The following is a 23,492-nucleotide window of genomic DNA, read 5'->3' as shown; positions in this document are numbered from 1 at the left end:
GGGTCGTCCCGGTTCCGGCAAAGTTCTTTGCCGAAACAGCCAGAAGCTTCCGATGCTGGCGGCATGATCGAGACGAAACGCCTTCCCACCGGGGTCTACCTCCTGGCCTTCAGCCTGTTCGCCATGGGGAGCGCCGAGTTCCTGATGGCCGGGGTGCTGCCCGCGGCCGCCGCCGATCTCGGCGTCTCCCTGTCGTCCGCGGGCGCGCTCATCACCGCGTTCGCCCTCGGTGTCGTCCTCGGCGGCCCGCCGTTCGCCGTGCTGAGCCTGAAGTGGCCCCGGCGGACGGCCTTGATGACGACACAGTCCGTCTTCGCCGCCGCCATCGCGTTCGGCCTGCTCTCCGGCGACTACTGGATCCTCCTGATCACCAGGTTCTTCGCCGGCCTCGCCTACGCCGGTTTCTTCGCCGTCGCCGCCGTGACCGCGATCAGCCTGGTGACGCCGGACCGCAACGCTCGCGCTTCGGGTGTCGTCGTCGCCGGGCTCAGCGTCGCCATGGTGGCCGGGGGACCGGCGGGCACCCTGCTGAGCAACCTCACCGACTGGACCGGCGGCTTTTGGGGCGTCGTCGCGCTCACCGTCCTGGGTGTGGCCGCCTGTGCCGTCGGCCTGCCTGCCACGACGTCCACCGCGCCGAGCCTTTCGGGTGAGCTGCGCGCCATGCGGGCGCCGCGCCTCTGGGGCGTCTACGCGGTCACCATCCTGAGCACGGCCGCGTACATGGTGACCTTCAACTACCTGGCGGCGATGCTCGCGGACGTCCTGCCCGCGATCTGGATCCCCGCGGTCCTCGCGCTGTTCGGGATCGGTGCCTTCGCGGGCCTGTCGCTCGGCGGCCGGATCTCGGACCGCCTGCCGCATCACGCGCTGCTGGGCGGCGGCGCCGGCATCGCGTTCTTTTCGGCGCTGCTCGCGCTTTTCGCCAGTTCGGCCTGGGTGGTCGTGCCGACGGTGTTCCTCCTGGGTGTCGCGGCCTTCGTGCTCAATCCGGCGCTCTACGGGCGGGTTTTCACGATCGCCGCCGCCGCTCCGACCCTCGCCGGCGCGACCACGGTTTCGGCCTTCCAGCTGGGGATCAGCCTCACCCCGGCCTTCGCCGCCGGAGCGCTGAACCTCGGGGCTTCGCTGACCGCCATCCCGTGGATCGGCGCGGCACTGGCGCTGGCCACGATCCCGCTGGTCCTCCTCGACCGCTCGCATGATCGCTTGCTAGCATGCGAGCATGGCTGAGGTCACCAAGCGGCAATTCAACGTCTACCTGCCGAACGACCTCATCAAGCGGGTGAAGCACGCGTCCGTCGACGCCGACGAGTCGCTCTCGTCGTTCGTCGAACGGGTGCTGGAGGAGTACCTGCTGCGGACCAGTGAGGAACGTGAGCGATGAAGGTCATGCCGATCCGCTACAGCGCGGACGTCGAGGCGATGACGCGGTTCTACGAGGCGCTCGGCCTCGGCACCGGGCCGGTGTCGCGGCCAGGCGGCTGGGTCGAGATGCCCGCCGCCGGCGGGATGCTGGCCGTACACCGGTCCTCCGGCGACGACGTTGGCCGTTGTGAGCTGGCGTTCGAAGCCGAGGAACCGTTGGAGGACGTCGCGGAACGCCTGCGAGCGGCCGGGTTCGAGCCGGGGCCGCCGATGGACGAAGGCTTCGGTCACTCGATGCGCGTCCAGGACCCGGACGGGGTGTGGGTGCAGCTCAACCTGTACGACCGCGACCTCTACACGTGACCGAGACCCGGCGCGCGGGCCCGCTGTTCCTCGCGGTCGGCATCGTCGCGCTGGAGTTCGCGGCGGCCGTCACCGGTTTCGTCGCTTCCAGCCTGCTGCCGATCGTCGCCGCCGACCTGGACGCGAGGAACGACCTCGGGCTCCTGATCGCCGGCTCGACGCTGGGGCTGTTCGTCGCGCTTCCCCTGGCGAGCCGGGTTCTCGGCGGGCTGGGCCCGCGCGGCACGCTGGCCGTCGGCATGGCCGCCTATCTCGGCGGTCTGCTTCTCGCCGCGACGGCGCGGACGGCGTGGATGTTCGCCCTCGGCCAGTTCTCCGCCGGTCTCGCCAGTGGCCTGCTGGCGATTTTCGGGATCAGCTCGGCGATCAGGCATCTCGACGACCGCCTGCGGATCCGGGTGGTCGCGGCGTCCTCGGCGATGTGGATCGTGCCCGCGCTGGTCGGCCCGGCCGCGACGCTCGGCCTGGAACATCTCGTCGGCTGGCGGTGGACCCTCCTGCTCCCGGTACCGTTCGTCCTTTTCGGACGGTTGCTGGTCGTGCGCGCCGCCCGTGGCGAACCGTCCACAGAGGACGAACAGCGGCCGCTCGCGAAGACACTGACGGTACCGCTGGGGGCGGCGCTCGTCGTGTTCAGCGCGGGTTACTGGCCGCTCGCGCTCGCCGGCGCGGCGATCACCGTCGCCGGGACGATCGCGATCCTCCCGCCGGGCACCGCGCGGCTCCGGCCGGGCACCCCCGCCGCGCTCGGGGCGATGGTGCTGTTCGCCATCGGCTATTTCGGCGCGGACAGTCTCATCACCGTCCTCCTGACGAGCGGGTTCGGGGTGAGTCTCGGGCAGGCGGCGATCGTGTTGAGCGCCGCCCCGCTCGGCTGGGCGGTGACCAGCCTGGTGGCCGCCAAATTCGCCTCGGCGCGCTTTCCCGTCGTCGGCCTGGGCATGACCGCGCTCGGCACCGCCGTCCTCGCCTTCGGAGGTTCGTTCGCCACCGCCCTCGCCGCCTGGGCGGTCGCCGGGATCGGCGTCGGACTCGCTTATCCCGGCCTGTACATCAGAGCCACGACCGCAGGTTCGAGCGGTTTCACCGCCGCGGATCTGGCGACCGCCGTCATCACCGCGGAATGCGTCGGGCAGCTGCTGGGCCGGGCCGTGGGTGGCGCCTTGAGCTCCTCCGGTACCGGTTTGTTCGCCTCGTACGCGCTTTTCGCGGTCGCTCTCGCGGCCGCCGCCTACGCGGCGTCACGCCGGGAATGAATCAGCTGGCCCGAAGATGGCGCCACGGCTCGATCATCGGTCGTCTGCCCATCAGCGTGCCCAGCGCGTCCAGCGCCTGCGACAGCTCCTGAAGATCCTCGGTCACCAGCGCCTGCGGCCCGTCGCAGAGCGCCTCTTCCGGATGTGGGTGCACGTCCACGAGCACGCCGTCGGCGCCCACCGCGATCGCGGCCCGGCTCAGCGGCAGCACGAGATCGCGGCGGCCGCCGGAATGCGACGGGTCGATCATCACCGGCAGATGCGAGAGATGCTGGACCACCGGCACCGCGGAGACGTCGAGCGTGTTGCGGGTCGAGGTTTCGAAGGTGCGGATCCCGCGTTCGCACAACACGATGTCGAGACAGCCGCGCTGCGCGATGTACTCGGCCGCCATCAGCCATTCCTCGATGGTGGAGTTCATCCCGCGCTTGAGCAGCACCGGCTTCCCGGCCCGGCCCGCCGCCTGCAGCAGCCCGAAGTTCTGCATGTTGCGGGTGCCGATCTGCAGCATGTCGGCGTACTCGGCGACCATGTCGACGTCGTGCGGCGCCACCACTTCGGTGACCACCGGGAGCCCGGTCTCGGCCCGGACGTCGGCCAGGATCCGGAGCCCGAGCTCACCGAGCCCCTGGAAGGCGTACGGCGAAGTCCTGGGTTTGAAGGCGCCGCCGCGAAGCAGGGTGGCACCCGCTCGCTTGGCCATCAGCGCGGCTTCGAGGGTCTGTTCCGGCGTCTCCACCGCGCACGGCCCGGCGACCAGGGTCGTGGTGTCCGGTCCGATCGACACCCCGCCGACCACGACCGTCGACCGGCCCTCCGGCCGGTGCTCGCGGCTGACGAGCTTGTACTTCGCGGAAATCCGGGTCACCCGTGCGACGCCGGGGCGCCCGCTGAGATTCAGGGTTTCGAACAGGTCGACATCACCGATCAGCCCGATGATCGTCCTGCTCACCCCACGGCTGACGAAGGCGCTTCCACCGACGGATTCCACCTGGTCGACGATCGCCCACACCTCTTCGTCGGTGGCGTCCGGCGACATCACGATGACCATATCCACGATCTCCTCTTCGTCGGCGGGCGAGCCTGAAGTCCTCCCGGCCGACTCATGGTCTCCGCGCCGCCCGGAACCCCACGTCCTCAAATCTGCCGCAATCGGAGAGACGTCACGGCAGGCGTCCGGCTGGGACCGTCGAACAGGTTCACGCGAGGACCGGTGTCCTCCCGCTACCAGCTCACCCGGTTCCACGGCTAGGAGGAAATGGTGTCGAACACCGAGAACCCGACTCGCGAACAGCTCGTCCAGCGGGCCACCGATCTGGTTCCGACGCTGCGGAAGCACGCGGCCTGGACGGAGGAGAACCGGCGCCTGCACGACGAGTCGATCGAGGCGATCACCGAGGCCGGTCTCTTCCGGCTGCGGGTCCCCAAGCGGTACGGCGGTTACGAAGCGGACACCCGCACCCTCGTCGAGGTCGCCGCGGAACTGGGCCGCGCCGACGCGTCCCCGGCCTGGACGACCGCGGTCAGCTGGATCACCAGCTGGATGACCGGCCTGTTCCCGGACGCGGTCCAGGACGAGGTCTTCTCCCGCCCCGACATCCGGGTGTGCGGGACGCTCAGCCCGACGGCGATCGCCGGGCCCGCCGAGGGCGGCATCGTCGTCAACGGCAAGTGGGGCTTCATCAGCGGCGCGCGGCACGCCCACTGGCAGGTCGTCATCGCGGTGCTCGTCGAGGAAGGCGCGGAGCCGTATCCGGTCATGGGTGTCGTCCCCATCTCGGATCTGCTGATCGTCGACGACTGGACGACCAGCGGCCTGCGCGGCACCGGCAGCGTCAGCACGGTCGCCAAGGACCTGTTCATCCCGAGCGAGCGGATCATCAGCCTGCCGGCGGTCCTGCAGGGCCAGTACTCCTCGACGGCCAACGCGGGGCTCGAGATCTTCCGCGCGCCGCTGCTCCCGGTCGCCGCGGCGTCGTCGGTCGGCAGCGTCGTCGGGCTCGGCCGGGCCGCGAAGGAGCAGTTCCTCAAGCGCCTGCCGAACCGCAAGATCACCTACACCGCCTACGAAAGCCAGCGCGAAGCGCCGCTGACGCACCACCAGGTCGCCGACGCGGTGCTGAAGGTGGACCAGGCCGAGTTCCACGCCACCCGGCTGACCTCGCTCGTCGACGGGAAGGCGGCCGACGGCACGCCGTGGAAGCTCGAAGAGCGCGTCCAGGCGCGCGCCGACATGGGCGCGACGGTGAAGCTGAGCAAGGAAGCCATCGACATCTTCGCCAACGCCAGCGGCGGATCGTCGATCTTCTCCGACGTCCCGATCCAGCGGATCGTCCGCGACATCCAGGCGGTCAACCTGCACGCGCTCATGCACCCCGACACCAACAACGAGCTGTACGGGCGCGTGCTGTGCGGGCTCGAGCCGAACACCCTCTACATCTGACGACCTCCAGGAAGGAAAGTCATGACGACCACCGAAACCGCCAAGGTCACCGACGCGGACAAGGCGGCCATCGCGGCCCTCACCCAGAAGGTCATCGCCGCCTGGGCCTACCACGACGCGGACGCGTTCGCCGACGTCTTCACCGAGGATGGCACGATGATCCTCGCCGGCAGCTTCGCCAACGGTCGCGAAGAGATCCGGACGTTCCTCAAGGACGCCTACGCCACCAACTACAAGGGCACGCAGGTGACCGGGAAGCCCGTCAGCCTCCGGTTCCTCTCCGCGGACTCCGCCGTGCTGCTGACTCAGGGCGGCGTGCTGTACAAGGGCGAGTCCGAGGTCGCCGACCACAACGCGATCCGCGCCTCGTGGACCGTCGCCCGCCAGGACGGCGAGTGGCGGCTCGCCGCGTACCAGAACACCCCGCGCGACAAGTGACGTCCGTCCGGAGAGGCCTGTCCTTCCCCGGGGACAGGCCTCTTCGGCGGCTCAGTCGATGAGGACGTTCTTGTAGAACAGGTTCGCGTAGCGGTTGATGTTCTCCATGCTGCTGCGCGACCCGAAACCCATGTACAAACGGGTTTCCCCAGCCAGGCTCCGGTAGATCCCGAGCCCCTCCGGCTCGCGGAACACCAGCGACTTCCCCGCCCTGGTCAGCGCGCGGCTCTTCACCGTGCCGGTGTTCATGTCGATGCACGTGACGTAGGAATTGATGTCGGCGGGATCGGCGTGTCCTTCACCGTCCAATGTGTACAGATACTGGCCGTAGATGGTGTAGCCCTGGAAGGTCACCGGCACGGTGGACAGCGCGGGCTGCGCGAAATGCGCCAGCGGTGAGCTGAAGTTGCCAGCGGCGGCGGACGCGAGCGGGTAGACGCTGTAGAACATCTTCCCGCCTTCGTTGCGGCGCACCGCGATCCGCTTGTTGATCGGATCGGTGGCGCAGGTGATCGTTTTGCTGCCGGTGAGGAACTTCTTCACCGACGGCGTGCCACCGTTGACGAACTTGAACCTGGCCAGCGCCGTGCCACGACCGCTGCCCGTCGGCCCGTCCGAATCGCATTCCATCCAGATATAGGAATCGGTGCCCACCGGTTCGACACCGATCGACACCCCGTGCCCGGCGTTGTTGAGATGCATCGAGCCCTGGATCTCACCCGAGAAGTTGACCTGGGTGACACACAAGTCGTCGCCGGTCCCGCCGTTACGGGCGTTCACGATGAAGATGCGCACGTTCTGGTTGTCGAAGGCGAAGCCCTGCATCACGTGATGCGACTCGTGCAGGATCTTGCTGCGAAACTCGTCGTACGACGGCTTGGTGAGGTCGAATCGCTTGGACGCCGGCATCGCGGCCGAAGCCGGCGCGGCGAACACCGCGCCGGTGCCGAGCAGCGCCGTCGTCGCGGCGAGACCCCCGCCGGCGCGCAGCAGCGAACGTCGGGAGAACGGGGATCGGGGCACCTGCTCGGACATGAGCGCTCGCCTTCGTCGGGTTTCGCGGTTCGAGCGAAGGTCGTTCACGCGCGTACAAGATTCGTACAACCCGGCTGCGCGAATAGCGAAAAGGCCCTTCCCGACTTCTCTGGGAAGAGCCTTTCGACTTACTGTGGAGCTGAGGGGAATCGAACCCCTGACCTTCTCGATGCGAACGAGACGCGCTACCAACTGCGCTACAGCCCCTGGTGAAGCTTGCCCCTTGTTCAAGGCTCCATGAGCTTAGCAGCGGCTCATGAAGCCTTGAACGAGGGGGGTCACTCTCCGGAGGCTCGCCGGAAAGGCCTGGTCCCGGGCTCGTCGAGCTCGTGGAAGGCCGGATCTTCGTCGTCGAGGTCGACGACGACGGCCTGGCGCCGGAGGCGGGACATCGGGGACGGCTTGCGTTCCACGACGGCCGGGCGTTCGGTGGCGACGACCTCGATGTCCTCACGGGACTCGTGGGTTTTTTCGTCGTCATCGACCGCCGGGCGGCGCGGGGCTCGGGTGTTGTTGAAGCGCGCGAGACGACGCTGCCGGATCTCGTTCTCGATGCGGACCTGGCGGCGCAGGTACACGAGGTAGCCGATGAGGGCGGCGTCGACGACACCGTGGGCCCACCAGACCGTCGGGGTCAGGAAGCCGGCGACGGCCGCGGTGGTGACCACCAGCACCAGCAGCGCGATGACGATCCGCTGCCGGAACGCGTACTTGGCGCGCGCGGCGATATCCGCCGCTTCGGGGTCGAATCCGCCCCGGCCGGGCCGGTAGCCGCTGCCCTGGCGTTCTCTTTCGGGCCGGGCCGCGCGCGAGGGCTGGGGAAGCGGCTCGGCTTCCGGTGCCTCGTCTTCGAGGTCGGCGTCGAGCTCCGCCTCGAGTTCGGCCAGGTCGTCTTCTACCGATGGTTCCGTGTTCTCCGCCATCGCGAACTCCTCCGGTCCCTCGTGGCGTGTGCTCCCGCTCCGCACGACCCGCGCCGCCAAGGCCGAGTCCGTCGTCCGCGCGACCTGCTGGCGCTTGCGGGCGACCATGGGCACGAGAACGACGAGCCATGCCGCTGCGAGCGCGACGATGATCACCGAACTGGGCATCTCCCGTCACCTCCCCCGATCCACTGCTGTAGTCACGCTAGCCACAACAGTCACACACGCCGCGCAGACTCGCCGGTTTCGATCACGGAAAATGCATCACCAAATTAGGTGAATCTCACAGCTTGTGGTAACGCGGTCACCGGAACGACGCGGTGACGGGGTCAAACGCGCTCCGCGAGGCCCTTCGCGACGAGCCGCGAGACCAGTCCGTCACCGGTCTCCTCCTTGGTGACGGCGTAGCAGAAATGGTCCCGCCAGCCGCCCGCGACGTCGAGATAGCGCTCGAAAAGACCCTCTTGGCGATAGCCCGCCTTGGCGAGAACCCGCAGGCTGGGGGTGTTTTCGGGGCGGACGGTCGCCTCTAGCCGGTGCAGTCCGCCGAAATCGAAGACATGGTCGGTGACGAGGGCGACGGCGCCGGTCGCGACGCCACCGCGGACGATGTCCGACGACACCCAGTAGCCGATCCAGGCCGACCGGAGCGACGCCCGGATGACGTTACCCACAGTGATCTGCCCGGCGAAGTGTCCATCCACCGTGATGGTGAACGGGAGACATTGCCCGCGCCTGGCGAGGCCGCGCAGCGCCAGCCATTGGGACGGCCACGACCAATACGCGTTGCGCTCCGGCCACGGTCCGATGCCGGTCGGTTCCCACATTTCGAGGTGTTCGCGGTCCCGCAGCCGGACGCGGCTCCAGTCGCCGGCGTCCCGCAGCCGGACCGGCCGGACGGCGAGGATCCCGGCGGGCACCCGGATCGGGCCCAGCTTCGTGGGCCAGCCCGGATGCCTGCTCTCGATCGGATACGCGACGCCGGAAATCGGTGCGCCCATTACGCCCGCTGGGCCAGGAAGGTCACCTTGACCTGCTCGCCCGCGGCGACCTCGGTGAGGTCTTCGTCGATGTTGATCAGGCAGTTCGCCTCGGCCAGTGACGCGAGCAGATGCGCGCCGGAGGTGCCGAGCGGCTGCACCAGGTACTCTCCGTTGCCCTCGTCGCGCAGCAGCTGCCCGCGCAGGAAACCCTTGCGGCCCTTGGTCGAGGTGATCGGCGAGAGCAGCCGCGCGCCGACGATGCGGCGGTGCGGGTTGCGGGTGCCGCGCGCGGCGCGGATCAGCGGGCGGACCAGGACCTCGAACACGACCAGCGCGCTCATCGGGTTGCCGGGGATGAGGAACGTCGGCACCGAATCGGGGCCGAGCCGGCCGAAGCCCTGCACGGAGCCGGGGTGCATGGCGACGCGCGTCATGTCGATGTGGCCGAGGTCCGACAGCGCCGCGTGCACCTCGTCGCCCGCGCTTCCGCCGGCGCCGCCCGCGACGACGACGATCTCCGACATCAGCAGGCGGCCTTCGACGACCTCCCGCAGCCGTTTCGGGTCGCCGGGGACGATGCCGACGCGGCTCACCTCGGCGCCCGCGTCCCGCGCGGCCGCGGACAGCGCGTAGGAGTTGACGTCGTAGACCTGTCCGACCGACGGGGTGCGGTCGATGTCGACCAGCTCGTCGCCGACGGAAACGATCGAAACCCGGGGCCGCGGGTAGACCAGGACCTTCGCCCTGCCGACCGCCGCGAGCAGGCCGACCTGGGCCGAGCCGATGGTGTCGCCCTTGCGCACGGCGACGTCACCGATCTGCACGTCCTCGCCGGTCCGGCGTACGTAGGCCGCCGACGGCACGGACTTGTGCACGGTGACCTTGGCCTGGTGGCCGTCGGTGTAGGCGGTCGGGACGACGGCGTCGGCGAGCGTGGGCAGCGGCGCGCCGGTGTCGACCCGCACGGCCTGGCCGGGCTGCAACCGCCGCGGCTGGCGGGAGCCGGCGGCGATCTCGCCGACCACCGGCAGCTGCACGGGCTCCTGGCCCGCGGCGCGGACGTCGACGCTGCGGACCGCGTAGCCGTCGACGGCGGCCTGGTCGAAACCGGGCAGCGCGTGTTCGGCGACGACCTCTTCGGCGCACAGGAGGCCCTGGGCCTCGGAGATGGCGACCCGGACCGGGCGCGGGCGTACCGCGGCGTCCAGGGTCAGCGCGATCTGATCCTCGACGGAACGGAACTGTCCCGCGTCTTCGGTCTCGGCCGCTTCGGCGATGGGCTCCGTCATGACTGGGAGATCTCGATCCGTTCGTTCGACCAGGCACGCGATGAAGGCCCGTCGGTGAACTGAAGTTCACCACCGTTACCAGGAGTGATGCGGTCCGAAGCCGCGGAAATCGCCCGATCGGGCAAGCTCCTCGTGGTCCGTGCCGCCGGGGTGGTCGCTGCGCCTGTCATAGGCGTGAAGCCTAACCTGACCGCGTGGTCGAGCCTGGCAATGAACACCTGAGCAAAGCGGAGTGGCGTACCCGGATAACTGCCGAACGACGTTCGCAGGTGTCGGAAGTCCGCACCCGGGAGGCGGTGGCGCTCGCCGCCGCGGCCGCCCGCCTGCCGGGCGAGGTCGTGTGCGCCTATGTCCCCTTCGGCACCGAACCGGGGTCGACGGCCCTGCTTGATCAACTTCTCGACCAGGGGAAACGTGTGCTGCTGCCGATCGTCCCCGACACACCGGGGCCGCTGGAGTGGGCCGCGTTCGAGGGGCCGTCCAGCCTCGCGCCCGGCAGGCTGCGGGGGCTGCTCGAACCGACCGGGCGCCGCCTCGGTCCCGACACGCTGGGGACGGCCGAGCTGGTGCTGATCCCCGCGCTCGCCGTCGACGACGAAGGGGTCCGGCTCGGCAGAGGCGCCGGGTACTACGACCGGTCGCTCTCCTTCGCCGCGCCCGACGCGGCGCTGATCGCCGTCGTCCGGGACGCCGAACTCGTGCGTGAATTGCCCGCGGAACCGCATGACGTCCGCATGACCGGGGTACTGACCCCGGAACGCGGCCTGGCTCCGCGTCCGGTAATAGACTGACGCCCCGACGCAGTGGTTCAGAAAGGGCACAATGAGCTCTGACGCGCACCTGTCCGATCAGTTCGCCGAAACGCTGTCGAAGATGCGTTCCGCGGGGGCTCACGCCATGGAGCTGGCCGCCCTGCGGCGTCGCCTCGAGCAGCTGTCCGAACCCGGCGCCGGCCAATTGCCGGGAAACGAACTCGAACCGCTCGAAGACATCAGCAGGCTCGTCGACCTGCCCGAGCCGGACGCCGGAGAAGCGCGCCGGGTGCTGGATCGCACCGCCGTGCTGAAGCTCAACGGCGGGCTGGGCACGAGCATGGGGCTCACCGGGCCGAAGTCGCTGCTGGAGATCAAACCGGGCAAGACGTTCCTCGACGTCATCGCCATGCAGGTGCTTTCGACCCGCGAAAAGTACAACGCGCGGCTCCCGCTGATCCTGATGAATTCGGCGGGTACCCGCGAACCTTCGCTGGAGTTGCTGAAGAAGTATCCCGATCTCGCCGACGACGTCATCCCGGCCGACTTCCTGCAGGGCCGCGAGCCGAAGATCACCGCCGACGGCAGGCCCGCCGAATGGCCGGCGAACCCGGAACTCGAATGGTGCCCGCCGGGGCACGGCGACATCTACATCGCCCTCGCGGTGAGCGGGATGCTCGAAACGCTGCTGGCGGAGGGCGTTCGCTGGTGTTTCGTCTCCAACGCCGACAACCTCGGCGCGCTGCCGGACGCGCGGATCGCCGCGTGGCTGGCCGAGGAGAACGTCCCCTTCGCGATGGAGACCGTGCTCGGCACTGCGGCCGACCGCAAGGGAGGGCACCTCGCGCGGCGCGCGGGCCGGATCGTCCTGCGTGAATCCGCGCAGGTCCCCGACGGCGACGACTCGTTCGGTGACGTCGGCAAATGGCGTTTCTACAACACCAACAACATCTGGATCGACCTCGAACGGCTGAAGGCCCTGCAGGAGGCCGACCCGGCCGCGCCGCAGCTGCCGCTGATCGTGAACCGGAAGACCGTCGATCCGGCTGATTCGGCCAGTACGCCGGTCATCCAGCTCGAGACGGCGATGGGCGCGGCGATCGGCTCCGTCGAGGGCGCGCGGGCCATCGAAATCCCGCGGACCCGGTTCGCGCCGGTCAAGACCACCGACGACCTGCTCGTCGTCCGGTCCGACGCGTACGTGCTCGACGAGAGCGGGGAGATGATCCCGGAGTTCACCACCACCCCGCCGGTCGTTTCGCTGAGCAAGGAGTTCTACAAGCTCTTGCCGGACTTCGACGCACGGATCCCTTCCGCCCCTTCGCTCAAGGAGTGCACGAGCCTCGCCGTGGACGGTGACGTCACCTTCGGGAAGAACGTCGTCGTCCGCGGGGACGTGAAGATCACCGGACCGAAAACCGTTCCGGACGGCGAAATTCTCTAGGTCCGCTGGGTGATGAACACGTACTCGCGTCCTGGACGGTCGGGGGCGTCCCGGACGTCCAGGACGCGGAAGCCGTGTTCGGCCAGCAAGGATTCGAGGTCTTCGCGTTCGCGGAACCACAGCGTCGAGTCCGAGGTGACGACTTCGCCATCGGAGAACCGGTAGCTGTACCGGAACGAAACGAAAGGGAGGTTCACCTCGGTGACCTCACGCCACTGCTCGACCTCGCCGACGCCGGGTACGTCGATGACGTCGTGCGCGGTGTCCGCCGCCCAGTCCTCCCACGCGCGGCGACCGGGACGGCGGATCTCGAAGACCAGGTGACCGCCTGGCACCAGCGCGGTGCGAATGCCTTCGAGCGTCCGGCGCCATTCGTCGTCGGTCAGGAAGACCTGGGCCACGTTCCCGGTCATGATGGCGAGATCGGCTTTCACGTCACCCACCGCTTTCGCGTCGCCGTGGATCCAGGTGATCTTCCCTTCCGGGTCCTTGGCCTTCGCGACCTCCAGCGACGCCTCCGCGGGATCGACCCCCACGACCTCGATCCCGCGCGCGACGAGGAGAACGGCCAGGCAGCCGGTGCCGCAGCCGACGTCGAGGACTCTCTTCGCCCCGAGTTCGCCGATGATGCCGAGGTAGTGCTCCAGGTCGTCGCGGGCGCCGTCGAAGGCGTCGTAGATCGGTGCGAGCCGGGCGTGGGCGAAGAGCGCGTCAGGCATTGGGCGACGATAGTTCCGGGAAGCGTTCACGGGCCATGCATTTATGGCTGGAGGGATGCTCCAGCCAGACGTTCGGTTCGGTGTAGACGCCGACGTCCAGCGCCGAGGAGGCGAGCACCGGCGCGATCCCGCCCGGCACGGCCGTGAGGCCGTCCCGGAGTTCGACGCCGGTCCACGCCTTCCACTGGGCGAAGGTGCCGGTGACCGTCATCGCGAACGGCGCCACCTTCACGAACCGGGCGCCGAGCCGTTCATGCGTGCGTAGCCACGGATCCTCCGGCAGGCCGTCCGCGCGACGACGGGCCACATAGTCCTCAAAGGACAGTCCTGGTTCGTTCTCCTTCCCGGCCGGGCGGACCGGCACGACGAGCTTGCGCATCCCCGTATCCGAGGCGCGCGTTTTCAACGCTTCCAATGCTTTTGTGGCCAGGCCACCGCCACGGCGGCCTGGCGCGACCATCACTTCGAGTGCGATCAGGGTGTTCGTCTCACGGGCGCTCATCAGGTCTTCCGCGGCCCAGATCAGGGCGGCGTCCCAGCCGTGGTCCGGCAGTTCCGGGCGTTCGGCCGTCGGGAAGCCGACCGGGACGGCGGCCGCTCTCGCCACCGGGGCCCCGTCTTCCAGCAGCACGAGGAAGTACTCCGGCCAGCGTGCCGCGAGGTGGGACGACTTCGCCAGCAGACCGGCCAGGCCGTGCTGGAGGAATTCGCCGCCGACACCGCCGAGGGCGAGGGCGGGCTCGCGCAGGTCGGGCCGGGTGGCCAGGTCTTCGATCACGATCATGTCCTCAGTAGACCCGAGGGCAGGCGATTCTCACGAGGTGGTTTTCGGGCACGGACTCCGCCGTGCGAGGGAATGCGGCCGGGCTAGTGCGCGGGCAGCGCGCGGCGTCGCCCGGTGATGCCGGTGGTGTTGAGGTTGGCGCGCTCGCCGGCGGAGTGCCCGTCGAGGTAGCCGCTGCCGGACAACCGCCTCGGCGGCGCCGAGCGCAGATCTCCGTACTGCTCGTCGTACGCCTGCTTGACCATCGCCGTCCGGTCCTGGATCACCAGCTCGGCCGAGCGGTGCCCGGCCGCGGCCGCATGGGTCCGGGCGGCGGTGTCCTCACTGTTGCGGAGCCGCTCGTAGACCGCGCCGGAGAACCCGTGCAGCCAGGTTCGCCGGTAGGCCGCCAGCGACTCGCCCGCGAACACCCGGTTCTCCGGGCGGACCCGGGTGAGCTGGGTGGTCGCCTGCAGCAGCAGGCTCGTGTACAGCAGCTCCGTGCGCTCCAGATCGGAGCGGAAACCGAACACCGTCACCGCGGTGACCGACTGGCCGAGCCGGTGCAGCAGGGCCCGGCAGCGCAGCGGATACGCGATGTTCGTGAGCAGCCCCGCCTTGTCCCGGCTGTACGGGTTGTCGAGCGGGACCATGATCTGGGTGATCTCGTCCGCGGTCGCCCCGGAGGCGGCCAGCAACGCCTGATCGATGCCGTACCGGGCGATCAGTTCGGCGGCCTTGGTGTTGTACGACTCGGCTTCGGCCTCGGTGACCGCCGGGTCCTCCGCCTTCGCGAGGAGTTTCCGGACGCGCGCGAGCAGCGTGTCATGGTCGGGCATGGCCCTCCTTCCTGATTGGGTTGGAGCGGATCAATCTAGGAGAGAGGTCCGACAATATTCGGGCGAGCTGTCGCCGATCCCGGCAAGGGGGCACCATGGCGGTCGACGTGTCGGTGGTCGGTTCCGGTCCGAACGGGCTCGCGGCGGCGGTCCTGCTGGTCAGGGCGGGCCTCACGGTCGAAGTGCACGAGGCGGCGGACGAGATCGGCGGCGGGACGCGCACGGCTTCGCTGTTCGAAAAGGAAGTTCGCCACGACATCTGCGCCACCGGGCATCCGCTGGCCGCGGCTTCCCCGTTCTTCCGCTGGTTCGATCTCGCCGCGCACGGTGTCGATCTCCTGCGGCCGGAGATCGCGTACGCGCACCCTTTGGACGGTGGCCGGGCCGGTCTCGCTTACGAAGATCTCGATCGGACCTGTGACGCACTCGGCGCGGACGGAGCCCGCTGGCGCCGTCTGCTGGGCCCGCTGGTCGACCACAGCCGCGAACTGGCCGGATTGCTGCTCGGAGACCTTCGTCATCCTCCCCGGGATCCTCGGGTCGCCGCCCTGCTCCCGGCCAGGATCGCGACACTCGCCGCCGGTCTGGAGCGCCGCCTGTTCACCGGCCCGGAGGCGCCCGCGCTCCTCTCCGGGGTCTCCGCGCACGTGATGGGCCGTCAGCCTTCGCTCGCCGCGGCGGGCGCGACACTCCTGCTCGGCCACCTGGCGCACTCGACCGGCTGGCCGATCGCCCGCGGCGGCAGCCAGACGATCACCGAGGCGCTCGCGGCCGACGTCCGGGCGCAGGGCGGGCGGATCCACCTCGGCAGCCGGATCACCGATCTGCGGCAACTCGCGACGTCGCGCACGGTGATCCTCGACGTCGCCCCGCGCGGTTTCCTCGAGATCGCCCGCGATCTGCTGCCGCCGCGATACCGGAGGGCGTTGGAGTCCTACCGCTACGGGCCCGGTGTGGCGAAGGTCGATTTCCTGGTTTCCGAACCTGTTCCGTGGGCGGTGCCGGAGGTCGCCAAGGCGGGCACCGTCCATCTCGGGGGCACGCGGGACGAGGTGTACGCCGCCGAAAACGCCGTCGCGCGCGGGGAGGATCCGGACGACCGGTTCGTGCTCGTTTCGGATCCGATGGCGCTCGACCCGTCCCGCGGGCTGCCGGGTAAACGGCCGGTGTGGGCGTACTGCCATGTACCGCAAGGGGATCCGCGTGACGTCACGGAGCTGGTCCGGCGGCGGATCGAACGCTTCGCGCCCGGATTCTCCGACACGGTGCTGGCGAGCCGCTGTCTCACCGCTCCGGAACTCGAGGCCTACAACGCGAACTATCCCGGCGGTGACGTCGCCGCCGGAGCGGTGGACCTGCGTCAGGTGCTCGGGCGGCCGGTCGCCCGGTGGAACACGCATCGGACCCCGCTCGGTGGGGTCTTCCTGTGTTCGGCGGCGACGGCGCCGGGGCCGGGCGTGCACGGGATGGGCGGTTGGCACGCGGCGAAAGCCGTACTGGGCAGAGACTTCCCGGTTCAGCCGAGGTAGGCGTCGAGGGTGACGGCCAACGCTCTTTCCGGTGACGGCGCGAAGCTCGCACCGGCCAGTCCGCCCCAGAGCCACAGCTGGGCGAGACCGTGCAGTGACGCCCACAGCGAGGACGCGAGCAGCCGTGGATCGGTCGCGGGATGCCAGCCGCCTTCCTGCAGTTCCGCGACCATCGCGGCGAAGAAGTCGAACACCGCGCTGCTCACTCGCGTGAGTTCGGCGTCGTCGGCGTCGATGAGGTCGCGGCGGAACATCAGCTCGAACATCGCCGGATTGGCCAGGGCGAAATCGAGGTAGCCGTGGCAGGCCGCGATGAGCCGTTCGCGTGGTGTCCCGTCCGGAAGGCCCGCGCCGCGATCGAGCAGTTCGGTGTAGCCGCGAGTGGCGACCGCCGAAAGCAGGGCCGCGCGGCCGGGGAAATGCCGCAGCGGCGCACCGTGCGAAACACCGGCGGCCTTGGCGATCCCGCGCAGTGTCACCGCGCCGACGCCCTCTTCGGCGAGCAGCCGCGCGGCGGTGTCGATCAGGCGGGTTCGGGCGCCCACGACCGGGTCTCCTCGTGGACGGGAAGGAGCTCGGGACGCTTCGGCAGGAAACCGTCGCCCGGCTGGCGCCCGATGAGCCGGTTGCGGAAGCGGGTGCCCGCGACCGGAAGGACCTCCCGCGTCAGCCAGCGCAGATCCGCGCGCAGGCCGGGGCGTCCCGCCGAGCCGGGCAGCGGGGCGAGCCAGGACGGGTCGTGGGAGACGCCGAGCTTGCCGAGGACGTGCCCGGCCAGGCGTCGATGGCCCTGCTCCGACAGGTGCAGCCGATCCGGGCCGAAGTAGCGGGAATCGTGCGCGGCGTCGTCCGGCCAGAGGTCGACGAGGGTCGCCCCGTAGCTGACGGACGCTTCGCGGACGGCGTCGTTCAGCGCGGTGAGGCGCGGGAGCATCCGGCGGCCCATCGGCATGCGGTGGGAGATGTCGCTGAGGGTGAAGGTGACGACCCGCGGCGCGATGCCGGTGCAGGCGCGAACGGCCGTGTCGACGCGGCGGGCGACCGTGCGCGCGTCCCAGCCGCGGCTCATCACGTCGTTGCCGCCGCCGAACAGGGCGATCAGATCCGGCTGGAGCCTGCTCGCGGCCGGGGTCTGCTCGGCGTGGATCTGGTCGAGCCTGCGGCCGCGAACCGCGAGATTGGCGTAACGGAAACCGGGCTCGTCCTCGGCGAGACGTGCCGCGACGAAGTCGGCCCAGCCCCGGTAGAAGCCGCCGGATGGATGCGGATCGGCCAGCCCTTCGGCGCAGCTGTCGCCGAGCGCGACGAAACGTTGGTAGCCCATCCAGATCTCCGTAACCACGAGTTCACCTTGTAGACACTGTCTATCAAACTGATGTAGACGCTGTCTACTCGGTGTGGACCTGGCAGGCTCGGGTCATGGTCGACGACGTCGCGAAAGCGTGCTTGCACGGCGAACTGCGAGAGGTCCGCGAGGTGCTGGTCCGGAAACTCGAAGGGCTGGGTGAGTACGACATCCGCCGTCCCCTGACCGTGACCGGAACCAACCTGCTCGGTTTGGTCAAGCATGCGGCGCTCTGGGAATCCCGGTACTTCGGCGAGGTCTTCGACCGGCCGTTCCCCGAGCCCTTACCTCGCTGGGACGACCTCGGGCAGCGCGGCGCCGACCTGTGGGCAACCGAGCACGAGACCCGCGAGGAGATCGTCGGCCGCTATCGGCGCGCTCGGGCGCACGCCGACGCGACGATCGCGGCGCTCACCCTCGATTCGCCCGGTCACGTGCCCTGGTGGCCGCGTCCGCGCGTGACGCTGCTCGACGTCCTGGTCCACATGCTCACCGAGACCAGCCGCCACGCCGGGCACGCCGACATCCTGCGCGAACAACTGGACGGCTCGACCGACGCGGCCGGCGGGCAGCGCGACGAGGCCTTCTGGAACGCCCGCCGCGACAGGATCGAACAAGCGGCCGTCAAGTACGACCGGACAGGACGCGGGCTCGATGGGTGAAGGCGACGGCGCGTCGCGGATCGCCCTCCGGGAGCACCCGGCACAGCGCGTCGACGATCTCCAGGTCGTCGGCTCCGCTCGGGGTCTCCCAGTACGACCACAGCGCCGCGGCGTCCCCGCTGCCGAGGACGACCCGCCGGACCGACGCGGTGACCGATTCGCGCTCCTCGCGAACGGCGGGCGACTCCGATTCGGGCAGTAGCGGACCGCGGAACGCGTTCGCGGCCCCGGCGACGTCACCCCGTTTGAGCGCCGCCCGGACGCGCAGGAAGTCGGCGTCGACCTCGGCGGAAAGCCGGTACGGCCGCGTCTGCACGATGTCCGATCCGAGCTGCGTCCGCAGCCGGTGGATCTCCGCGCGGACGGTCACCGGGTTGCCGCTCTCGCCGTAGAGCAACAGGGCCAGCCGCTCCGCCGAGAGGCCGCCCGGATGCAGCGCGAGCAGCGTGAGGATCTCCGCGTGCCGCAAGGTGAACGGCACGTCGCGACCGTCCACTGTGGTCGATGGTGGCCCGTCGGTGAGGAATTCCAGCGCGAGCCGCGGCCGCCTCGACGGGACCCGGTTCCGCAGGCGCAGCAGGTAACCCTCGCTCAGCGGCTCCACGGTGCCGAGCCGTCCGTCCGGCAGGGTGACCGCGCCCCCGCCGGGCCGGATGTCCACCGTGGCGGGAAGATCGCCGCAGGCTTCGGCCGCCAGCACGCGTCCTTTCGCGGAAAGCAGGGCGCCCGGCGCGCCGCGCAACGCCTCCAGATGGGTCATGTTCGCGGCCCGCAGCAGCTCGTCGCGCATCGCGAGCCGGGCCCGCAACTGGCCTTCGGCGAGCTGCGCGGCCGCCGTCACCAGCGCGAGCATCGCGGGGTGGACCGTGCGCAACGGGCCGCTGACGTCGATCGATCCGAGCAACGCGCCGGACTCCGGGTCGCGTACGGGCGCGGCCGCGCAGGTCCAGCCGTGATAGGTGCGCACCAGGTGCTCGGCCGAGTAGATCTGTACCGGTTCCCCGGTGGCGAGCGTGGTGCCCATCGCGTTCGTCCCGATGACGTCTTCACTCCACCGGGTGCCTTCGGCGAGCATCACGCCGTCCGCGCGCCGCAGCACGCCCGCCGCGCCCTCGCGCCACAGGATGTGCCCGGCCGCGTCGGTCACGATCATCATGTGCTCTGCGTCGTCGGCGATGCTCACCAGCGTTTGCCGCAGGATCGGCAGCACCGGTGCCAGCGGATGCTCCTCCCGCAGACCGCTGACCTCGCCGGAGTCGTAGACCAGCGGCGCGACGCCCTTGTCCGGGTCGACGCGGGCGGCGAGCGAGCGATTCCACGAAGCCGACACGATCGACCTGGGGGAACGCGGCGCGGGAACACCGGAGAGGACGGCGTCGTGGACGTCCTTCAGCAGCCGCGCGTACGCCTGAGGGTCACGCGGCGACGCTTCACCTCCGGGCAGCTCCGCCACGTTTCCGAGGATAGGTGACCGCGCTCACTTCGTTGCAACGTGCGTGCAACCTCACCCGCCCTAGCTTCGCCGTCATCCGTCACCCCTAGCGATGAGGCAGGAAAGATGGCCAAGTACGCGGCACCGAACACCGAAGGCAGCGTCGTCAGCTACGAAGCACGCTACGACCACTACATCGGAGGCGAGTACGTCCCGCCCGCGAGCGGCCAGTACTTCGAGAATCCCACCCCGGTGACCGGACAGGTGTTCACCGAGGTCGCCCGCGGCACCGCCGCCGACATCGACCGCGCGCTCGACGCGGCCGAAGGCGCGGCCGCGGCCTGGGGCCGGACGTCGGTGGACGAACGCGCGAACGTGCTGCTCCGGATCGCCGACCGGATGGAACAGAACCTCGAAGCGATCGCCGTCGCCGAATCGTGGGAGAACGGCAAACCGGTCCGTGAGACCCTCGCCGCCGACATCCCCCTCGCGATCGACCATTTCCGCTACTTCGCCGGCGCCCTGCGCGCTCAGGAGGGCGGTATCTCGCAGATCGACGACAACACCGTCGGCTACCACTTCCACGAGCCGCTCGGCGTCGTCGGCCAGATCATCCCGTGGAACTTCCCGCTGCTGATGGCGGTCTGGAAGCTCGCGCCCGCGCTCGCCGCGGGCAACGCGATCGTGCTCAAACCCGCCGAGCAGACCCCGGCGTCGATCCACTTGCTGATGTCGCTCATCGGCGATCTGATCCCGCCGGGCGTGCTGAACATCGTCAACGGTTTCGGCGTCGAGGCGGGCAAGCCGCTCGCGTCGAGCAACCGCGTGCGGAAGGTCGCCTTCACCGGCGAGACCACCACCGGACGGCTGATCCTGCAGTACGCCAGCGAGAACATCATCCCGGTCACGGTCGAACTCGGCGGCAAGAGCCCGAACATCTTCTTCGACGACGTCGCCGCGGCCAACGACGCGTTCTACGACAAGGCCCAGGAAGGGTTCGCGCTTTTCGCACTGAACCAGGGCGAGGTCTGCACCTGCCCGTCGCGGGCGCTGATCCAGTCCGGTATCTACGACCGGTTCCTCGGCGACGCCGTCGAGCGGGTCAAGAAGATCAAGCAGGGACACCCGCTCGACACCGAGACGCAGATCGGCGCGCAGGCCTCCAACGACCAGCTGGAGAAGATCCTTTCCTACATCGACATCGGGCAGAAGGAAGGCGCGAAGATCCTCACCGGCGGCGAGCGCAGTGACCTCGGCGGCGAACTGTCCGGCGGCTACTACGTGCAGCCGACGGTCTTCGAGGGCGACAACAAGATGCGGATCTTCCAGGAGGAGATCTTCGGGCCGGTCGTCTCGGTGGCGAGGTTCGACGACTACGCCGACGCGCTGAAGATCGCCAACGACACGCTGTACGGCCTCGGCGCCGGTGTCTGGTCGCGTGACGGCAACACCGCCTACCGCGCCGGCCGCGACATCCAGGCGGGCCGGGTGTGGGTCAACAACTACCACGCGTACCCGGCGCACGCGGCCTTCGGCGGCTACAAGGCGTCCGGGATCGGGCGCGAAAACCACAAGATGATGCTGGACCACTACCAGCAGACCAAGAACATGCTCGTGTCCTATTCGGACAGTGCGCTCGGGTTCTTCTGATGGCCGAGCGGGTCGGCTTGACACCGGCCGCCGCGGAACTGCTGCGGCGGCTGGTGTCACTCCACGGGCCGGTGATGTTCCACCAGTCCGGCGGATGCTGCGACGGGAGCGCCCCGATGTGCTACCCGGCCGGCGAATTCCGCACCGGGGCGTCCGACGTCCACCTTGGTGACCTGGGCGTCGAGGGCATCGACGACGTTCCGGTGTGGATGTCGGGCCCCCAGTTCGAGTACTGGAAGCACACGCATCTGACCATCGACGTCGTTCCGGGGCGGGGGAGCGGTTTCTCCTTGGAGGCGCCCGAAGGAGTCCGTTTCCTGGTCCGGTCCCGGTTGTTCAGCGACGAGGAGTCGGCTGAGCTGAACGGCCCAGCAACGCGATGAGCCGTGCGCCCGGTCCGGCGTCCGGCGGTGCCTCGACAGCGTGGTCGAAGGCGCCGCCGGGCCCGCGTACCGGCGTGACGTCGGGATAGCGGCTCGCCACCTTCAACGCGGCCTCGGCGAGCTCGTCGTCCCAGTGGTGCTCGCGGCCCAGGGCGGTGTTGAGGTCCCAGTCGTGGGTGAGCGTGTCGACGAACAGCACGGCCAGCGCGTTCTTCCCGGGGAGCGGGCCGAAGTTCCCGAAATCGAAGGTCTTCTCCAGCGCTTCGCCGTCGAAGGCCGCGAGGAACTCGGCGGAACTCTCTTCGTAGGACTTGGCGAGATCGTCGTCGGCCGACGGCCGGGTCTTCGTCGGATGGCCGGTCGCCTCCGCGGTGCGGGAATCGTGCCCCTCGATCAGGTGTTTCACGATGTCGCGGACGGTCCACTCGGCGCAGGGGGTCGAGCGGCCCCAGTCGTCCGCGCCGATTCCGGCGATGGTGTCCCTGGTGGCGCGATGGGCTCTTGTCGTGAGCGAGAGGAGATCCATGACGGCAATGTATACGAACGGTCGTGCTATCTTCTAGGGTGTGAGCACTCTCGAAGTGAACGAGGTCTTCGTCGGGCGGCCGTCGGTGCTGGGGACGAAACGCGACATCCCGGTGTACAGCGCCATCGCGAAGTCGCGGGTGGAGGTGCCGTCCCTGGAGCTCGGCGAGATCAACCTGGCCGGCGACGACCAAGCGGACCGGAGCGTCCACGGCGGTGTCGACAAAGCGGTATACGTCTACCCGGCGACGCACTACGCGGCCTGGGCCGAGCAGGGTTTCCCGGTGGTCCCGGGCGATTTCGGGGAGAACGCGTCGGTGACGGGCGCCGACGAATACGACGTGCGGGTCGGCGACGTCTGGCTTGGGGGGACGCGCTGGTCCAGGTCTCGCAGCCGCGCACGCCGTGCTTCAAGCTCGCGATGAAGACCGGGCGCAAGGACGTCATCCCGGCGATGATCGATTCCGGCCGCAGCGGCTGGTACCTGCGGGTGCTCCGGACGGGCGAGGTTCCCACGTCGGGGCGGATGACGCTCGAAGAACGCGATCCGGTGAGCCCGACGATCGCCGAGGTCTACGTCGCGTCGTTCACCAACGTCGCCCAGCTCGACGACGCCCGCCGCGACGCGTACTGGGCGCTGCTGGACCGGGTGCTCGCGGCGCCTGCGCTTTCCCGGCAGTACCGTGACGGCCTGGCATCGGGGAAGAGGCGGCGAGAGGAACGGAATGCCGGTTGACGGCCGGGTGGCCCGAGGTGACGCGACGAGGCGGATCGTGCTTCGGCGCGCCGTCGACATCGCGTCGGTCGAAGGGCTCGACGGGTTGTCCCTCGGCAGGCTCGCCACCGAATTGGAACTGAGCAAATCCGGAGTGTTCGCCCTGTTCGGTTCCAAGGAGGAACTGCAGCTCGCGGCGGTCGAGACGGCGAGCGCGATCTTCGCGGAGAACGTCGTCGAGCCGACGCTGGAGGTCGAGCAGGGGATCGAGCGGTTGCGCGCGCTGTGCGCGAACTGGCTCGACTACTCGGAACGCCGGGTGTTCCCGGGCGGCTGTTTCTTCTTCAACACCGGCGCCGAATTCGACGCGAGGACCGGCCGGGTCCACGACGCGGTCGCCACCGCGAGCCGCGCCTTCGTCCAGTTCATCCGGTCCACCGCGGTCGAAGCGCGGAAGGCCGGGCACCTGCGGGAGTCCGTCGACGTGAACCTGCTGGCCTTCGAACTGAACGCGCTCGGGCGGGCCGCGAACGCCGATTCGGTGATGTTCGGCGGGACCGAGCCTTACGCGCTGGCCCAGGCCGCCATCACCGCCCGCCTCGACGCCGCGGCCGTGCCATGAACGGGACGTTCCTT

25 protein-coding genes, 1 tRNA gene and 1 pseudogene are annotated in these 23,492 nt (G+C 69.5%); 14 read left to right on the top strand and 13 right to left on the bottom strand.

Going from position 1 to position 23,492, the window contains the following annotated elements:
* Window positions 1-63 precede the first annotated feature (63 nt).
* From ACOCEP_RS05975 to ACOCEP_RS05960, 4 genes are read left to right on the top strand one after another with little or no spacing between them, the layout of a single operon-like run.
* Window positions 64-1,233, top strand: coding sequence for an MFS transporter (locus ACOCEP_RS05975; RefSeq protein ID WP_482336193.1), 1,170 nt, complete (start codon window positions 64-66; stop codon window positions 1,231-1,233).
* Window positions 1,226-1,387 carry a hypothetical protein gene (locus ACOCEP_RS05970; protein WP_034305716.1) on the top strand — a complete coding sequence of 54 codons (162 nt, stop codon included), beginning with the start codon at window positions 1,226-1,228 and terminating at the stop codon, window positions 1,385-1,387. The genes ACOCEP_RS05975 and ACOCEP_RS05970 overlap by 8 nt, the downstream gene beginning before the upstream one ends.
* Complete coding sequence (locus ACOCEP_RS05965) at window positions 1,384-1,731, top strand: VOC family protein (protein WP_482336191.1); 348 nt, start codon at window positions 1,384-1,386, stop codon at window positions 1,729-1,731. The genes ACOCEP_RS05970 and ACOCEP_RS05965 overlap by 4 nt, the downstream gene beginning before the upstream one ends.
* Entirely contained in the window at window positions 1,728-2,987 is a 1,260-nt protein-coding gene (locus ACOCEP_RS05960; protein ID WP_482336190.1) for an MFS transporter, read from the top strand. The genes ACOCEP_RS05965 and ACOCEP_RS05960 overlap by 4 nt, the downstream gene beginning before the upstream one ends.
* 1 nt (window position 2,988) lies before the next feature.
* Here the strand turns inward: ACOCEP_RS05960 and aroF are convergent, their stop codons facing one another.
* Window positions 2,989-4,038: a 3-deoxy-7-phosphoheptulonate synthase gene (gene aroF, locus ACOCEP_RS05955; protein WP_482339608.1), complete on the bottom strand. Its 1,050-nt coding sequence runs from the start codon at window positions 4,036-4,038 to the stop codon at window positions 2,989-2,991.
* Between the two features lie 210 nt (window positions 4,039-4,248).
* Between aroF and ACOCEP_RS05950 the strand changes: the two genes are divergently transcribed.
* Window positions 4,249-5,430, top strand: a complete 1,182-nt coding sequence (locus ACOCEP_RS05950) for an acyl-CoA dehydrogenase family protein (protein ID WP_482339606.1) — start codon at window positions 4,249-4,251, stop codon at window positions 5,428-5,430.
* Window positions 5,431-5,451: 21 nt separating this feature from the next.
* Window positions 5,452-5,868: an SgcJ/EcaC family oxidoreductase gene (locus ACOCEP_RS05945; RefSeq protein WP_482336189.1), complete on the top strand. Its 417-nt coding sequence runs from the start codon at window positions 5,452-5,454 to the stop codon at window positions 5,866-5,868.
* A 51-nt stretch (window positions 5,869-5,919) separates the two neighbouring features.
* Here ACOCEP_RS05945 and ACOCEP_RS05940 read toward each other — a convergent pair whose 3' ends face one another.
* The 5 genes from ACOCEP_RS05940 to glp all read right to left on the bottom strand — a co-directional run bounded on the left by ACOCEP_RS05940 (window position 5,920) and on the right by glp (window position 10,098).
* Window positions 5,920-6,903 carry a phage baseplate protein gene (locus tag ACOCEP_RS05940; RefSeq protein ID WP_482336187.1) on the bottom strand — a complete coding sequence of 328 codons (984 nt, stop codon included), beginning with the start codon at window positions 6,901-6,903 and terminating at the stop codon, window positions 5,920-5,922.
* 134 nt (window positions 6,904-7,037) lie between these two features.
* A tRNA-Ala gene (locus ACOCEP_RS05935) sits at window positions 7,038-7,110 on the bottom strand.
* Between the two features lie 71 nt (window positions 7,111-7,181).
* Window positions 7,182-7,994, bottom strand: a complete 813-nt coding sequence (gene sepX, locus ACOCEP_RS05930) for a divisome protein SepX/GlpR (RefSeq protein ID WP_482336186.1) — start codon at window positions 7,992-7,994, stop codon at window positions 7,182-7,184.
* Window positions 7,995-8,155: 161 nt separating this feature from the next.
* Window positions 8,156-8,827, bottom strand: coding sequence for a GNAT family N-acetyltransferase (locus ACOCEP_RS05925; RefSeq protein ID WP_482336184.1), 672 nt, complete (start codon window positions 8,825-8,827; stop codon window positions 8,156-8,158).
* The gene (gene glp / locus ACOCEP_RS05920) at window positions 8,827-10,098 is read right to left on the bottom strand and encodes a molybdotransferase-like divisome protein Glp (RefSeq protein ID WP_192743570.1); all 1,272 of its coding nucleotides are present in this window, start codon (window positions 10,096-10,098) and stop codon (window positions 8,827-8,829) included. The genes ACOCEP_RS05925 and glp overlap by 1 nt, the downstream gene beginning before the upstream one ends.
* Window positions 10,099-10,316: 218 nt before the next feature.
* Between glp and ACOCEP_RS05915 the strand changes: the two genes are divergently transcribed.
* Both ACOCEP_RS05915 and ACOCEP_RS05910 read left to right on the top strand, forming a co-directional pair.
* A complete protein-coding gene (locus ACOCEP_RS05915) occupies window positions 10,317-10,889 on the top strand; it encodes a 5-formyltetrahydrofolate cyclo-ligase (protein WP_482339604.1) in 573 nt (190 codons plus the stop codon).
* A 31-nt stretch (window positions 10,890-10,920) separates the two neighbouring features.
* Window positions 10,921-12,294 carry a UTP--glucose-1-phosphate uridylyltransferase gene (locus ACOCEP_RS05910; RefSeq protein ID WP_482336182.1) on the top strand — a complete coding sequence of 458 codons (1,374 nt, stop codon included), beginning with the start codon at window positions 10,921-10,923 and terminating at the stop codon, window positions 12,292-12,294.
* Here ACOCEP_RS05910 and ACOCEP_RS05905 read toward each other — a convergent pair.
* The 3 genes from ACOCEP_RS05905 to ACOCEP_RS05895 form a co-directional block, all read right to left on the bottom strand.
* Window positions 12,291-13,013 (bottom strand): class I SAM-dependent methyltransferase, encoded by a 723-nt coding sequence (locus ACOCEP_RS05905; protein ID WP_482336180.1) that lies wholly within the window; start codon window positions 13,011-13,013, stop codon window positions 12,291-12,293. The genes ACOCEP_RS05910 and ACOCEP_RS05905 overlap by 4 nt on opposite strands.
* Entirely contained in the window at window positions 13,006-13,797 is a 792-nt protein-coding gene (locus ACOCEP_RS05900; protein ID WP_482336178.1) for a GNAT family N-acetyltransferase, read from the bottom strand. Before ACOCEP_RS05900 ends, ACOCEP_RS05905 begins: the two co-directional genes overlap by 8 nt.
* An 83-nt stretch (window positions 13,798-13,880) precedes the next feature.
* On the bottom strand, window positions 13,881-14,615 hold the full coding sequence (locus ACOCEP_RS05895) for a DUF2786 domain-containing protein (RefSeq protein ID WP_482336177.1): 735 nt from the start codon (window positions 14,613-14,615) through the stop codon (window positions 13,881-13,883).
* Between the two features lie 95 nt (window positions 14,616-14,710).
* Between ACOCEP_RS05895 and ACOCEP_RS05890 the strand changes: the two genes are divergently transcribed.
* Window positions 14,711-16,144, top strand: coding sequence for a phytoene desaturase family protein (locus tag ACOCEP_RS05890; protein WP_482336176.1), 1,434 nt, complete (start codon window positions 14,711-14,713; stop codon window positions 16,142-16,144).
* Here the strand turns inward: ACOCEP_RS05890 and ACOCEP_RS05885 are convergent.
* Window positions 16,132-16,689 carry a TetR/AcrR family transcriptional regulator gene (locus ACOCEP_RS05885; protein ID WP_482336175.1) on the bottom strand — a complete coding sequence of 186 codons (558 nt, stop codon included), beginning with the start codon at window positions 16,687-16,689 and terminating at the stop codon, window positions 16,132-16,134. The two genes, ACOCEP_RS05890 and ACOCEP_RS05885, sit on opposite strands and share 13 nt — an antisense overlap.
* Window positions 16,668-17,468: an SGNH/GDSL hydrolase family protein gene (locus ACOCEP_RS05880; protein WP_482339602.1), complete on the bottom strand. Its 801-nt coding sequence runs from the start codon at window positions 17,466-17,468 to the stop codon at window positions 16,668-16,670. Before ACOCEP_RS05880 ends, ACOCEP_RS05885 begins: the two co-directional genes overlap by 22 nt.
* A gap of 95 nt (window positions 17,469-17,563) precedes the next feature.
* On the opposite strand from ACOCEP_RS05880, the gene ACOCEP_RS05875 reads away from it, so the two are divergent.
* The gene (locus ACOCEP_RS05875) at window positions 17,564-18,151 is read left to right on the top strand and encodes a DinB family protein (protein WP_482336173.1); all 588 of its coding nucleotides are present in this window, start codon (window positions 17,564-17,566) and stop codon (window positions 18,149-18,151) included.
* On the opposite strand, the gene ACOCEP_RS05870 is transcribed toward ACOCEP_RS05875, so the two are convergent.
* Window positions 18,114-19,604: a GAF domain-containing protein gene (locus ACOCEP_RS05870; RefSeq protein ID WP_482336172.1), complete on the bottom strand. Its 1,491-nt coding sequence runs from the start codon at window positions 19,602-19,604 to the stop codon at window positions 18,114-18,116. The two genes, ACOCEP_RS05875 and ACOCEP_RS05870, sit on opposite strands and share 38 nt — an antisense overlap.
* Window positions 19,605-19,709: 105 nt before the next feature.
* Here ACOCEP_RS05870 and exaC point away from each other — a divergent pair, with 105 nt between their 5' ends.
* Together exaC and ACOCEP_RS05860 are read left to right on the top strand one after the other, a co-directional pair.
* Window positions 19,710-21,233 carry an acetaldehyde dehydrogenase ExaC gene (gene exaC / locus ACOCEP_RS05865; protein ID WP_482336170.1) on the top strand — a complete coding sequence of 508 codons (1,524 nt, stop codon included), beginning with the start codon at window positions 19,710-19,712 and terminating at the stop codon, window positions 21,231-21,233.
* Window positions 21,233-21,616 carry a DUF779 domain-containing protein gene (locus tag ACOCEP_RS05860; RefSeq protein WP_482336169.1) on the top strand — a complete coding sequence of 128 codons (384 nt, stop codon included), beginning with the start codon at window positions 21,233-21,235 and terminating at the stop codon, window positions 21,614-21,616. Before exaC ends, ACOCEP_RS05860 begins: the two co-directional genes overlap by 1 nt.
* On the opposite strand, the gene ACOCEP_RS05855 is transcribed toward ACOCEP_RS05860, so the two are convergent.
* Window positions 21,570-22,142 (bottom strand): TIGR03086 family metal-binding protein, encoded by a 573-nt coding sequence (locus ACOCEP_RS05855; protein ID WP_482336168.1) that lies wholly within the window; start codon window positions 22,140-22,142, stop codon window positions 21,570-21,572. The two genes, ACOCEP_RS05860 and ACOCEP_RS05855, sit on opposite strands and share 47 nt — an antisense overlap.
* Window positions 22,143-22,182: 40 nt before the next feature.
* Between ACOCEP_RS05855 and ACOCEP_RS05850 the strand changes: the two are divergent.
* A pseudogene (locus ACOCEP_RS05850) lies at window positions 22,183-22,877 on the top strand (MOSC domain-containing protein).
* Window positions 22,867-23,478, top strand: a complete 612-nt coding sequence (locus ACOCEP_RS05845; protein WP_482336167.1) for a TetR/AcrR family transcriptional regulator — start codon at window positions 22,867-22,869, stop codon at window positions 23,476-23,478. Before ACOCEP_RS05850 ends, ACOCEP_RS05845 begins: the two are co-directional and overlap by 11 nt.
* Window positions 23,479-23,492: the final 14 nt, after the last annotated feature.

This window comes from Amycolatopsis sp. CA-211722, from assembly GCF_056828465.1.
The sequence above is the reverse complement of the archived record's forward strand: the minus strand, read 5'-3'. Positions and strand labels throughout refer to the sequence as shown.

Excerpts from the sequence above, each read along its gene's own strand:
- ACOCEP_RS05975 (WP_482336193.1), top strand. The coding sequence starts at position 64 with ATGATCGAGACGAAACGCCTTCCCACCGGGGTCTACCTCCTGGCCTTC.
- ACOCEP_RS05970 (WP_034305716.1), top strand. The coding sequence starts at position 1,226 with ATGGCTGAGGTCACCAAGCGGCAATTCAACGTCTACCTGCCGAACGAC.
- ACOCEP_RS05965 (WP_482336191.1), top strand. The coding sequence starts at position 1,384 with ATGAAGGTCATGCCGATCCGCTACAGCGCGGACGTCGAGGCGATGACG.
- aroF (WP_482339608.1), bottom strand. The coding sequence starts at position 4,038 with ATGGTCATCGTGATGTCGCCGGACGCCACCGACGAAGAGGTGTGGGCG.
- ACOCEP_RS05945 (WP_482336189.1), top strand. The coding sequence starts at position 5,452 with ATGACGACCACCGAAACCGCCAAGGTCACCGACGCGGACAAGGCGGCC.
- ACOCEP_RS05940 (WP_482336187.1), bottom strand. The coding sequence starts at position 6,903 with ATGTCCGAGCAGGTGCCCCGATCCCCGTTCTCCCGACGTTCGCTGCTG.
- sepX (WP_482336186.1), bottom strand. The coding sequence starts at position 7,994 with ATGCCCAGTTCGGTGATCATCGTCGCGCTCGCAGCGGCATGGCTCGTC.
- ACOCEP_RS05925 (WP_482336184.1), bottom strand. The coding sequence starts at position 8,827 with ATGGGCGCACCGATTTCCGGCGTCGCGTATCCGATCGAGAGCAGGCAT.
- glp (WP_192743570.1), bottom strand. The coding sequence starts at position 10,098 with ATGACGGAGCCCATCGCCGAAGCGGCCGAGACCGAAGACGCGGGACAG.
- ACOCEP_RS05910 (WP_482336182.1), top strand. The coding sequence starts at position 10,921 with ATGAGCTCTGACGCGCACCTGTCCGATCAGTTCGCCGAAACGCTGTCG.
- ACOCEP_RS05905 (WP_482336180.1), bottom strand. The coding sequence starts at position 13,013 with ATGCCTGACGCGCTCTTCGCCCACGCCCGGCTCGCACCGATCTACGAC.
- ACOCEP_RS05900 (WP_482336178.1), bottom strand. The coding sequence starts at position 13,797 with ATGATCGTGATCGAAGACCTGGCCACCCGGCCCGACCTGCGCGAGCCC.
- ACOCEP_RS05895 (WP_482336177.1), bottom strand. The coding sequence starts at position 14,615 with ATGCCCGACCATGACACGCTGCTCGCGCGCGTCCGGAAACTCCTCGCG.
- ACOCEP_RS05890 (WP_482336176.1), top strand. The coding sequence starts at position 14,711 with ATGGCGGTCGACGTGTCGGTGGTCGGTTCCGGTCCGAACGGGCTCGCG.
- ACOCEP_RS05880 (WP_482339602.1), bottom strand. The coding sequence starts at position 17,468 with ATGGGCTACCAACGTTTCGTCGCGCTCGGCGACAGCTGCGCCGAAGGG.
- ACOCEP_RS05875 (WP_482336173.1), top strand. The coding sequence starts at position 17,564 with ATGGTCGACGACGTCGCGAAAGCGTGCTTGCACGGCGAACTGCGAGAG.
- exaC (WP_482336170.1), top strand. The coding sequence starts at position 19,710 with ATGGCCAAGTACGCGGCACCGAACACCGAAGGCAGCGTCGTCAGCTAC.
- ACOCEP_RS05860 (WP_482336169.1), top strand. The coding sequence starts at position 21,233 with ATGGCCGAGCGGGTCGGCTTGACACCGGCCGCCGCGGAACTGCTGCGG.
- ACOCEP_RS05855 (WP_482336168.1), bottom strand. The coding sequence starts at position 22,142 with ATGGATCTCCTCTCGCTCACGACAAGAGCCCATCGCGCCACCAGGGAC.
- ACOCEP_RS05845 (WP_482336167.1), top strand. The coding sequence starts at position 22,867 with ATGCCGGTTGACGGCCGGGTGGCCCGAGGTGACGCGACGAGGCGGATC.